General features: G+C 41.8%; 7 protein-coding genes and 1 rRNA gene. 3 read left to right on the top strand and 5 right to left on the bottom strand.

Annotated features, from left to right (window positions below; genetic code table 11):
- Positions 1-306 precede the first annotated feature (306 nt).
- From QL234_RS31800 to QL234_RS31785, 4 genes are all read right to left on the bottom strand, one after another.
- Positions 307-1818, bottom strand: a complete 1512-nt coding sequence (locus QL234_RS31800; RefSeq protein ID WP_281561738.1) for a M4 family metallopeptidase — start codon at positions 1816-1818, stop codon at positions 307-309.
- A 326-nt stretch (positions 1819-2144) separates the two neighbouring features.
- A complete protein-coding gene (locus QL234_RS31795; protein WP_281561737.1) occupies positions 2145-4262 on the bottom strand; it encodes a M4 family metallopeptidase in 2118 nt (705 codons plus the stop codon).
- A 405-nt stretch (positions 4263-4667) separates the two neighbouring features.
- The gene (locus QL234_RS31790; RefSeq protein ID WP_281561736.1) at positions 4668-4964 is read right to left on the bottom strand and encodes a SymE family type I addiction module toxin; all 297 of its coding nucleotides are present in this window, start codon (positions 4962-4964) and stop codon (positions 4668-4670) included.
- A 386-nt stretch (positions 4965-5350) separates the two neighbouring features.
- The gene (locus tag QL234_RS31785) at positions 5351-5509 is read right to left on the bottom strand and encodes a hypothetical protein (protein WP_281561735.1); all 159 of its coding nucleotides are present in this window, start codon (positions 5507-5509) and stop codon (positions 5351-5353) included.
- Between the two features lie 486 nt (positions 5510-5995).
- Between QL234_RS31785 and QL234_RS31780 the strand changes: the two genes are divergently transcribed.
- From QL234_RS31780 to QL234_RS31770, 3 genes are all read left to right on the top strand, one after another.
- Positions 5996-10075 (top strand): two-component regulator propeller domain-containing protein, encoded by a 4080-nt coding sequence (locus QL234_RS31780; RefSeq protein ID WP_281561734.1) that lies wholly within the window; start codon positions 5996-5998, stop codon positions 10073-10075.
- A 448-nt stretch (positions 10076-10523) separates the two neighbouring features.
- Entirely contained in the window at positions 10524-11021 is a 498-nt protein-coding gene (locus QL234_RS31775; protein ID WP_281561733.1) for a hypothetical protein, read from the top strand.
- A gap of 390 nt (positions 11022-11411) precedes the next feature.
- A complete protein-coding gene (locus QL234_RS31770; RefSeq protein WP_281561732.1) occupies positions 11412-11675 on the top strand; it encodes a hypothetical protein in 264 nt (87 codons plus the stop codon).
- Positions 11676-11870: 195 nt separating this feature from the next.
- Here QL234_RS31770 and rrf read toward each other — a convergent pair.
- Positions 11871-11985 (bottom strand): 5S ribosomal RNA (gene rrf / locus QL234_RS31765).
- Positions 11986-12112 lie beyond the last annotated feature (127 nt).

Genomic DNA, 12112 nt, shown 5'->3' with positions numbered 1-12112 from the left:
AAAACACTTCGTTGGGCTGCCCCGTGGAAGTGGATGCGCATTTTAGACATTTTCTTGGTGAGGTCAACACCTTTTTTCAAATTAATTGATGAGCGGTGAGATATTAAACAGACCGTTTAAAAACAAAGCAAGAATGTCATAAAAGTGACATATACAATGCATAAACAGGGGTATAGATATACAGAGATGGAATAAGACTTCTGGGGCATCAACGGGGAATAAAAAGTTATAACACATAAAAACGGGCCCGAAAGCCCGTGATAAAATCATGACTGATTTAATTAATTACCGTAAATAAAAGCAGACTTAGTTACTACAAACGACACCAACAGCTGCAAATGCCGCCGTGACATCGGATACATCATAGCCAAAGTTGCCGGCAGCGGACTCGACTCCACATGCTCCCTGGTTAAAGTTAGTGTTGGCATTCCAATAAATTTGATTGGCCTGCAAGAAAACTTCAAAGGCGGTACGCGTATTCCAACCATTGGTATTTGCCAGCAGATAGAAAGCTTTGTTATATACCCCTGAGCTGTAATGCACATTCATGCCGTTGCTATAGTCGCTTGCATGACCGATTGAGTTACCGTCTTGTGTTGGATCTGCCATATAACGCAGCGCACCGTTGCCTTTGAATATTTGCTCCCCTACCAGCCAATCATTACTGCCATGCATATAATATTCAGCAACCTCACCCGCCATATCTGAAAAAGCTTCGTTAATACCACCCGACTGATTTGAATACTGTAGGTTAGAATTTTGCTCGGTTACCCCGTGACTGACTTCATGGGCGGAAACATCAAGGCTGACCAGGGGATAAAACTTGCTGTAGCCGTCACCAAATAACATGGCGCTGCCATTCCAATAGGCATTATCAGTATTACGGCCGTAATGTACTTTCATTTGCAGCTGAAAACTTAAAGGCGCTGTGTTGAACCAATCCTGGTACATTTCAAAGATCAGATTACCAAAATAATGGGCATCATTCGCGGGAGCATAACCACCATTAACCTCTTGATAGGTATTTTCCGGGCAGGTAAAAGAATGTGTGCGTCCAAACCAATAACGGTTTTTCATGTTGATGGTTTTAACATTGGCATTCTCCATGGTACATGTGCCGGAAGATTCACTAACCTCCAGGGTGCCAAAATCAGTGCCGTAATAATATTTGCCGGTTTTTTCATTGCCCCCGGGACCCGTTGCTGCAAATGAAGCAGACACTTTGGGATGAACCTCCCCTGCTTTTACCTGGTTCAACCCCTCCCATGCTTCTATGATTTCACCGCTATTGGCATCAATAAACGCCATAGGACGCGTAGGGACACCGTCGGCAACGGAGAAGTAAGAGACTTTATACACTAAACGCGCTATCTCTTTTTCTATTTTGATCATTAACTCAGCAGAGGTATTTTCCAAATCAAGCGTACTGTGCCCTTTGGTTTTAACCAACAGGCTGATCGCTTGCTTCCTACTAATGGCAGCTTTGGTCGTTTCAATATCTTTAGCCAGCTCACGGATAACAGCGCCTGAAACCTCAAGTAACTCGCCATCTATTCCTTCAGTTGCAACCAGGCTGTGGCCATAGACAGGCACATCTTGATAAAGCTGCTGATAACGCGTTTTAGTTTTACCGTCTTTTGTTTTTATCGATTTTTTACTTCGAAAAGTGTCTTGTTGCGACATATTCAGGGCTTTGCCAAGCGCTTGCCCCTGAACCAGATATGCTTTGAGGTTTTCTTTGACAGCTGCATGAGCGGGTAGCAATGCCAATGTGCTCACAGCTGTAAATACTACCGGCTTAATAAATTTATATTTCATTCCCTTATTCCTTGATGGTTGAGGTTTACCAGCCGCTCCATTTTATAAGTCCAAGATCACCCCTAAGGTAACCACAATAAACGGAGCGATTCCTTGCCCCAATAAGCGTGGTTGAAATATTTGGATTCTGTCGGTGATTTTACGACAAAGATTAGAAAAAAAGCGCCATTTATCAACAGAGCCAACAGCAAGCATAAGAGCATGAAATTTCAAATAAAAGCCATGTATAGCTTATATTATATACTTGCATTATTAATATGAAAAAACCGGTCAACATCAGTTGACCGGCATTATTATCACCCGCTATAGAGTTACTATTTAAGCCACTAATAACTCCAGTTCAAAGTAACACCTGAAGAAGCCCGGTAACCGCGTATGCCGATATGCATAGTACTGCCACCCGGACTTGCTTCGGTACAAGTTTCACTATTACCATTGGCGTACGGACGACAGTCATAGCTACTGGTTGTTGGCGCCGCACCTTTCCTCAAATAGAGATCAGCATCACCGCTGCCACCGGAAATAGTGGCAGTGAAGGTACCCGCCCCAGCCGGCACGTCGACGGCTAAGTTAAACCAAGCTCCCTGGTCAACACTGATATTATCCACTGTGTCACTGTTTCCCGGGGGTTGTGTGCCCCCGGCAGTATGATCACCCACTATAGATGCATTGCTATAAGCACTATAACCCCGCATCATGACATAATAAGTACCGGCTTGTGCATTTGGGAAGTCACAGGTTTCCGTATTGCCGCCTATATATGGACGACAATCGTAACTGCCGGTTGTAGGAGCAGAACCAAACTTGACGTAGAGATCACCATCACCGCTGCCGCCACTGGTATTAAAGGTTACCGTATTCACATCAGCCGGTGTTTCATAAGTAAAGTGCGTTTCAGAACCCTGCGCCCCGGAAATGGTCTGGGCAACACCTTTTTCCAATACCCCCGGAGGTGGTGGCGGTGTACCGCCGCAAACGACCCCGACAGCATCAAATGCCGCGGTAACATCCGCCTTGGCATGGCCTAAGTCTTCAGCCGCAGACTCAACCCCACAGGCTCCTTCATCAAAAGTGCTGTTGGCGGTCCAATAAACCTGGTTAGCCTTTGCCATTACCTGGAAAGCTTTTTTAGTATCCCAACCGGCGGTGGTGGCTAACAGATAAAAGGCCTTGTTATAAACACCCGAGCTGTAGTGAACATTAAGCCCGTTGTAATAGTTATTGGCGTGATCGATAGAACTGCCATCCTGAGTGGGATTATTCATATAGCGTAATGCACCATTACCTTTATAAATATCGCCACCAACCAGCCAGTCGTTAGTGCCCTTCATAAAGAATTCAGCCGCTTCACCCGACATATCAGAGAAAGCCTCATTCATACCGCCCGACATATTGCTATAAATCAAACCCGAGTTTTGCTCGGTGAATCCATGACTGACTTCATGGGCGGAAACATCGAGGCTGACTAATGGGTAGAAAGTATTTTGGCCATCACCAAAAGTCATGGCCGAACCATCCCAGAAAGCATTCTCATAGTTGTTGCTATAATGCACCCGCATAGTCAGTTGGAAAGTTAGTGGCGCCGAGCCGACATAATCGCTGAACATATCAAACACGACACCACCAAAGAAATGCGCATCATTTAACGGTGAATAGGCACCATTAATTGTTTTATGAGTATTTTCCGGGCAAGTATAGGAATAAGCGGAACTGCCGGACGTGCCATGATTCAAGTTAACGGTTTTAACATTGGCATTATTCATGGTACAGGTGTTGCCGCTTTGGGTTACATCCATATAACCAAAGTCGGTGCCATACTGGTACTGGCCGGTTTTAGCATTTCCGCCAGGGCCGGTGCCTGTTAAGGCATGCTGCAAGTTCTCATAACGGTAAAGTGTTTCCCCCGTCTGGGCATCAATAAAATATACCGGACGTGACGGCTCATCGCCCTTTGTCCCGGGGATGACATAAGAAACACGATGTACCAACCGCGGCTCATCTTTTTTCATGTAAATAAAGAGTTGGTTTTGCTCGTTATAAATATTAGCTTCGGAGGCGCGGTCTTTTTTCAGGGCAATCCGTAAAGCATTATTGGCTGAAAAATCCGGTTGTACCGATATGTCATGATCTTCGAGATTGATAAACTGACCTTTGACATCGGTCAGTAATCCCATAGGCGTTTTGGTGGCAGCCAGGCTGTAGCCAAAAATAGGAACCCCTTTGTATGCCTGTTGAAAGCGTACTTTGGTCAGGTTGTTACTTAGATGAAAGGTTTTACTGCTTTTGATCTGATGAATGTCGGCCAAGTCCAATACTTGATTGATATCTTCACCACTGTTGCCCTTACCCATGGTAGAAGCATTTTGAATTTGAGCCGCGTGGGCCGACATGGTTAACACACAAGCTACTGCTGCGGTAACTTTCGTTACTTTGTTAATTTTCATATTGATGTCCATATTGTCTATTTGATTTTTATATTTAGTTACTCAGAACTAAATTTGTCCTTGTCCCAGAACACAACAAACGACTGAAACACCTGGCGGCAACACATCATTGACACAAAATTGATGCTTGCAGCACCTCGGTGACAAATAACCTTAGTTTAGGAAATAAGACGCCACAAATTCCTCCTGGCAACTGATACCAAGAAGAGACGATGCATAAGGGTTAAGAAAGATCCAGTAACATGCTGGTATCAGAGAGTTGATTACCAGGAGGCGGGCGATAAAAACACAGAACAAAAATCGCATGACTTTCATTTAAAATCAAACAGTTAAAAGCACAGCATTCGGGAGTGAAGCTGCTGTACCAGCTTTTTAGCACAGCAGCTTCGTTTCTTCACCTTACTGCTAGTTTTCAGTTTCCCGGTTGATACCGGGTGAAACTTCAACCTGCGTAGGTGTGATAACCATTTCCCCCTGATTTATCGCAATACAGATCTTTTGTCCGATGGGAAAACCGGCTTTCTTAAGCCACTTCCCCCTGAGCACTATGCAAGGTTCAAGTTTGACCGGCACATAGTTGATGCCGATGCCGCGGGTTTTCGCAGACGCTCCGCAAAGGGTTTCCTGTACGGTAAGTTGCCGATAAGTGGGATATTTTACTTTTGCCGAGCTTGGCTCTGACGTATGATGACATTCAGCCATGACGGACTCCTGTTTAGTTCGTTGTGGTTAGCGACCTCTGGGTGTTTGCCCACTCAGGGGTTGCGACTTTGGTTGCTGCTGTACGCAACAGTTAATTGGTAAGAAATATTGAAATAGGCACTCTCCTTTTTGACTTGGATAGCACTATTAAGCAAAGACTAATTCACTGAATAAATCAGGCCGGGGTTACATTTAATTTTATGATTATTTATACGCTACTGTACGGGTTACTGTACAAAGGATTTAAGGGTAATTCCCCCGAAAAATAATTGAAGCTGAAAGTAGTTTTTTCTCGTAATCTAAACGCAGAAGGTTCTACAAAGTACATCCCAAAAAAACGCTCCCTATTCGCTTCAATAGTGCTCTTTGCAAAGCTCACTTATCTGTTATTGCATCGTATCAACATCCAGACTGTGCTGCTCTCTAGCCTGAGCACCTAATGCGTTAAGCTCCAACCGAAATCCCTCATTCAATGCATCAAGTTTATCAACAAATGGCTTATCGATTTTTACTGATAAAACAGTCTTTTGACCCCATTTCCCCATATTGATTGGCCTGATTTAGCAACTCACTATGCGTTAAGTTATCAAGAGAGGTTAACGCATTAGAAAACACATCTTCAGAAAAAGGTGGCTCCAGGTATCAAAGCAACAAAAGTCAAAAATTGATTTACTCCAATAACAACGCCATCAATAACACCAAAGCCAAAATACAGCTTTATCAAACATACACACAATGTAACATCTGTGTAACACTTGTATATCTATTTAGTGCTACATTCATACGGTCACTAGCGTTTTATATGATGGACTATGCATAGACTCGACAGGAAATCTCTATATTTATTAAAACTGCTAGTGGGCGTATTGAGCTACTTTGCTATTATTTGTGGTGCTCGCAGCACTGATACAGCTTCGCTCCCTTCTCACCTTACACCAAATGAACAACAACGTTATTTTGAAAATTATTCAATGGAGCACGGGCTTGTTCAAAACAGTATTTTAGCTATTCACAAAGATAACATCGGCTTTATGTGGTTTGCGACTCATGAAGGCCTGAGCCGTTTTGACGGCAGCAGTTTTGTCACCTTTCAACATCAAATCGACAATACAAATTCATTGTCAAACAACAATATCAGAGCACTTACCGGCACAACAAAAGGCCAGCTGTGGATCGGGACATATGGCGGCGGTTTAAACCTGCTTGATCAAAAGACCAACGAATTTTCACATTTTACCTATGATAAAAATAACCCGGACAGTCTCAGTGATAACAGGGTCAATGCCTTGTTTATTGACAGTCAACAACGCCTGTGGATAGCTACCTCAAATGGCGGTTTGAACTTATTAATTGAAACCGATGAAGGGATAAAGTTTAAGCGTTATCGTGCAGCCGATCACCCGGGTTTATTAACGGACAGCATTTGGAGTATTGCAGAAGATAATGCAGGTCGAATCTGGCTTGGTACCGATGGTGGTGGATTAAGTATTCTCACACCTCAATCAGGCGAATTTGTTAACCTTAGCAATAATGCTGACGACCCCTTTAGCTTAAGCAGTAATAGTGTAAAAGCTATTTTTAAAGATCATTCAGGTGTGATGTGGTTAGGTACCCATGAAGGCGGTCTTAATCGCTACAACAGCCAAAGCAATAACTTTAGCCATTATCGTTTTACACCTAAGGGTAAACCTTTAGAAAAAAACAATGCAGCAAATCTTTCATTAAATAACGACAACATACAGGTTATTTATGAAGACAAACAGCAACAATTATGGGTAGGTACTGATGTCGGCTTAAATATATTAAGCCCCGACAGGCAAGTGATTAACATTATTAAAAGTGCCGGCAATAAAGCCGGCAGTTTAAGCCATAATCGTATCAGTGCAATATATCAAGATGAACAAGCTATTCTCTGGATCGGCACGCTTGCCGGACTTAATAAATTAAAAAATGATCAACTGAAGTTTAATCATATTAAATTAAGTAAAAGTCATTTAGGCGATGAAAAAGTCATCAGCCGCTTTGCCGAACAAGCCGACGGTATATTTATTGTTGCGACTCACGGTGCCGGTTTAAGTGTTTATAACAACAAAAGCAACTCAACCAAGCCATTTTCACAAAACCAACAGTTAAGTGACCCCAGAATTATTTCATTACTGATAGATCATCAAGACAATATCTGGATAGGCACACGGAGCGAAGGGCTTAATGTTTATAATAAACAAACGGATATGATGAGCTATTACTTTCATCAAACCGAAAATCCCAATTCCTTACTGACTGATAATATTTACGATCTCTTTGAAGATAACGAGCATAATATTTGGATCGCAAGTTATAAAGGAGGGTTAAGCAGATTAAGCCCGGATAGAAAAACCTTTAAACATTACCGGGTAGCCTCCGGTGATAGTGCAGGATTATGTAGTGAGAGGATCTTAGACATTTATCAGGACAGCCAAGGGCTATTATGGCTGGCAAGCGAAAACGGCTTGATGAAGCTAGATCAAAAAACAGATGAAATTGATTGTTTTCAACATGATAACGGGGTTAAAAATAGCCTCTCAAGTAATACGGTTACATCGATTTTTGAAAACGCTCAAGGCGATTTTTTACTGGGTACTTTAGGTGGCGGCCTTAATATCTGGCAACAAAAGCACCGCCTCAACAATATTAATCACTTCAGTACGATTACGGTTTCAGATGGTCTACTCAGTAACAATATCCTGGCTATTCAGGAAGACGAAGAAAAAAATCTGTGGTTAAGCAGTAAAAAAGGGCTAACCAGACTGAACCAGGACAGCCTTACCTTTGAGCACTTTACGCCAAATGACGGCCTGCAAAGTTATGATTACTTTTTGAGTTCAACACTCAAAACCAGTCACGGGCAACTGATCTTTGGCGGTAAGAATGGCTTTAATATATTTACCCCCGAGGCTATAACAACCAATAATCAAACCGCAAAAGTGGTGCTCACCAATATACTGAAATTGCATCAGCCATTAGACACCTTTAAGCCTTACCAGCAAATGCGCACCGTTGATTTTAATTACAGCGATCATTTAATCGCTTTCGACTTTATTGGCTTAAATTACAGATCGCAAAAAAGTATTCAATATCAATATAAATTAGTTGGTTTTGATGATGAATGGGTTGAGTCGGGTAGTCATCACCGTGCAACTTATACCAACATCCCTCCAGGCCAGTATGTCTTTAAAGTAAAATCGTCGAACGGCAATGGGGCGTGGAGTCCTGATTACATTAACTTAACCGTTAATGTCAAAGCAGCATTATGGCAAACCTGGTGGGCTTATGCCTTGTATGCTCTATTGTTTATTGCGCTATTATCCACCTTAATCTTACTAAGTTATCAAAGAAAAATAGCCGAAAAAGAGAAACAAGCCGCGTTAGCCATCACATCCGCTAAAGAAAAGTTTTTTGCCAACATTACACATGAATTTCGTACGCCACTGACGTTGATACTCGCACCTGGCACGGCTATTGAGCAGCAGACACATGAAGAGCATACCAGGAAAAATATTGCTCTGATCAATAGAAATGCCCAACGCTTATTAACTATGGTAGAGCAAATATTAACGCTTGCCCGACTGGAAAGCGGCCAAACTGAAAACAGGCATTTGCAGAATATTAGCCAAGTGGTGGAATTTTTATCGCATTCCTTCCAGCCTTATTTTAAACAACAGCAAATCAAATTAGTCGTTGATAACAACATTCCAGGATCATTACACCTTGCTATGGAGCCGGATGCGCTCACTAAGGTATTGACGAATTTATTATCTAATGCCCTGAAATTTAGCTCCGCCGGTAGCAGCGTTACCTTAAGAGTCTACAGCGATAATGTAACGAATGTTATTTTTAAAGTGGCAGATCAGGGCTGCGGTATAGCCGAAACAGACTTAACCTCTATTTTTGACCGTTTCACCCGAATAGAAGATAGCGAAAGGACTGTGCCCGGAGTTGGTATTGGCTTGGCGCTGGTAAAAGAGATTGTCGATAGCCACGGAGGAAAAATCCAGGCCAGCAGCCTGCTGGAGGTTGGCAGCACTTTTACTGTAGAGCTTCCTTTAGCCAGCCAATCAACACATGTCGGGAACAATACCAGCCAAATAGCGGCACAGCCTTTACTCACAGATACCGCTTCATTGAGCCAAAAGATCACAAAATTACAGTTGGATATTCAAAATAGCATCCCCTTTACCGGGATAACCATCAGACCGCCAAAAAACAACAAGGCCAGTATTCTTATTATTGAAGATAATATGGATATGCAAAGTTACCTGGTCAGTATTCTCGAGGATAAGTATCAATGTCATACCGCCAACGATGGCCAACAAGGCATTGTTAAAGCACAGCACCTGATCCCGGATCTGATTATCAGTGATCTAAAGATGCCTAATAAAGATGGTTTCCAGGTTATTAATCACTTAAAAAGTCATATTACGACCAGTCATATCCCGATCATTTTATTAACGGCTAACGGCAGCAGTGTAAATCGAAATAAAGCCTGGCAAGCAAACGCTGATGAGTATTTAACCAAACCTTTTGACAGTACTGCCTTACTGTTACGCATAGAGAACTTATTAACCATAAGAAAACAGCTACAAGCATGCTTTAAACAACAGGTAAAAAACCGGCAAGTTATAGATGTTCACCAAACTGGCAATGATTCCGGGATCGAAAAAGGCTCTCCCCTTAATGCGAGTGATGCCATAACTGAAGAAAATAAAAGTAGCTGGCTTGCATCGGAACAGCTGTTTATCGATCGCTACCATAAAATAATTACTGAAAACATTGCTGACTCACGGTTAAAAGTAATAACGATTGCCCAGGCATTAAATATGACCGAACGGCAACTCACACGAAAATTAAAAGTATTACTCAATGTAACACCGGCGGATCATTTACGTAATTACCGTTTAGATCAGGCAATGGACTTGCTCAAACAAGGAAAGTCTGTCACGGAAATTACCAGCGCCACCGGCTTTTCATCCAACAGTAATTTTGGCCGTGCATTTAAAGCGAAATTTGCGGTGTCACCAACTCACTATCTCAAAGCTATTTCATCGAATGAATTAGCAGAAGACACCGCTTAAGAGCTGATCAAGTCAAGTAGAATCCCCAGGCTCAATCCAAATACGGCTATAAAACATTCCGTTTCCCGCTTGAACCTATGAGTGCCCGATAAATTCACTCCCCTTTTTTATATCTCAAATTTTATGAATTAAAACAACAAAGTAATTTCGCTATTCAATTTCCTACAAAAGCTATTCATTATGCGACATTGCGCTAAATGACTATTGATCACCGCTGTGAGGTTACATAACTTACTAAGCGTATTCGTGCTCTTGATATGAATTTGTCTGAATCAAAATTTATGATCTCTTTAGCGCTGAGCAGAAGTGAGAAGATGATTTTAAAGCACCAGAGCGGACAAAATAAAAATAGCCCCCATAGCGAAAGGGAAACTATTCAATATCCAAAAAAACAGAGCTTAGAGTATATGTAAATCAATACATTTTAAGATAAACAAAAGGAAGTGAAATGTTTAATAAAGTAATATTGCCAGCCTTAGTATCAGCCACCATTTTTAGCTCAGCAGTTGAAGCCAGACCTTTGTGTGGTTTTTGGAAAACAACGACCGTGTATGACTACGAGCGAGTAGAAACTGAGATGGACTATACCACCTGCAGTTACTCTGGTAGTACTCAAATTTGGGCTAGTGCTGGTTTAGGTAATTATAAATGGTTTACAGTTCAACAGCCTGGATTTGATCAATTAGAAAATCATGTCACATGTCCTTCATCTGAAACTGTTTCTGTAAATGAACACAGAACTGTCTATGAGAATGGTGAATGGCTTACTTACTGGCTTACCGGTAGCCTAACAATGTATTTGACTTCTCAACAGCATAAAACCGATATCCAGGTAACCTATGTCAGAATTGAAGGCAGCGGCCGGGAAGAACAGGTATGGTTTCCCGGCACTAACGACGGCGAGCCAGAATGTGGCACTGGCGGTGGCGGCATTGGTGAGTTCTAAGCCCTAAAAAGTCATAACTAAGCCTGTTATAGGCTACATAGCTGATACAATGTACAAACATGTGTTATTTCCCAAATATCTCCTAAAAGGAAATAACACATGCCCAAATTATATGCTTTTCTATTCACTCTCTTCCATATAGCCACAGTACTTTACCTGTTTGTTGAACAATCCCCCCAGGCTATGTCATGTTAAACCGCATTATCAGCCAACGAGTTAATACTCATCATGTGGAAAATAGGTAAGCACGACACGTTAAAATGTTATCGATGTCAACATGAGCTTGATTTAACCCAAAAGGTTAGCTGGAAGCTATCATTTTACGCTTGCCCTAATTGTCAAAGTACTTATGTAAAAGAACTTTTTAAGCCGCTACACGACAGGTAGCAAATGCCTATCACTTTACCTTTGTATAATGTTATTTTCAGCAAAGATCCCGAAGCCCATGCCAAAGATGAAGCAATTAAATTCTTTGAGCTTGATTACCTGGACATAAAAATAATTAAGCAACATATCACTGAAGAGCTTAACGTTCCTAAACAAAAAATATCGCATATTCATAACTATGAATACCCGAATGAAAAAAGGTTAAGGGCTTATTTGCGACGTTTTCTCGAAGAGTTAGAGAAGCTAGAGCAAGGGAAAGAAACTTAACAACAATGCACCTGTATGCTTTAACTATCAAGCCTATGAGCACCTATAGGGTTGTAAATGACAAAGACACTCCAAGCACATAACCTGTTTGGATATTGGGAAGTAGACTACATAGTGGGCTCAGCTATAGCCAGATTACTTTTATTGAAAAAGCAAAAAACCCGCAGCGTCAGCTGCGGGTTTCTCTAAATAAAAGTCTAGCAATGTCCTACTCTCACATGGGACCTCCCACACTACCATCGGCGCTACTGCGTTTCACTTCTGAGTTCGGCATGGGATCAGGTGGTACCACAGTGCTATTGTCGCTAGACAAAAACAGTCAATCTTGGAAAACGATATATCTTACTTATTCAATTCTGAGTACGTGTTTGTCAGTCTTCATACAACCTTAAAACCACTTGGGTGTTGTATGGTTAAGCCTCACGGGTCATTAGTAC

The sequence above is a fragment of the Thalassomonas sp. RHCl1 genome, from assembly GCF_947387555.1.
Taxonomy (GTDB): Bacteria; Pseudomonadota; Gammaproteobacteria; order Enterobacterales; family Alteromonadaceae; genus Thalassomonas.
The sequence above is the reverse complement of the archived record's forward strand: the minus strand, read 5'-3'. Positions and strand labels throughout refer to the sequence as shown.

Coding starts and splice junctions, on each gene's coding strand:
- QL234_RS31785 (WP_281561735.1), bottom strand. CDS start 5,509: ATGGGGAAATGGGGTCAAAAGACTGTTTTATCAGTAAAAATCGATAAG.
- QL234_RS31770 (WP_281561732.1), top strand. CDS start 11,412: ATGCCTATCACTTTACCTTTGTATAATGTTATTTTCAGCAAAGATCCC.
- QL234_RS31775 (WP_281561733.1), top strand. CDS start 10,524: ATGTTTAATAAAGTAATATTGCCAGCCTTAGTATCAGCCACCATTTTT.
- QL234_RS31790 (WP_281561736.1), bottom strand. CDS start 4,964: ATGGCTGAATGTCATCATACGTCAGAGCCAAGCTCGGCAAAAGTAAAA.
- QL234_RS31795 (WP_281561737.1), bottom strand. CDS start 4,262: ATGAAAATTAACAAAGTAACGAAAGTTACCGCAGCAGTAGCTTGTGTG.
- QL234_RS31780 (WP_281561734.1), top strand. CDS start 5,996: ATGTGGTTTGCGACTCATGAAGGCCTGAGCCGTTTTGACGGCAGCAGT.
- QL234_RS31800 (WP_281561738.1), bottom strand. CDS start 1,818: ATGAAATATAAATTTATTAAGCCGGTAGTATTTACAGCTGTGAGCACA.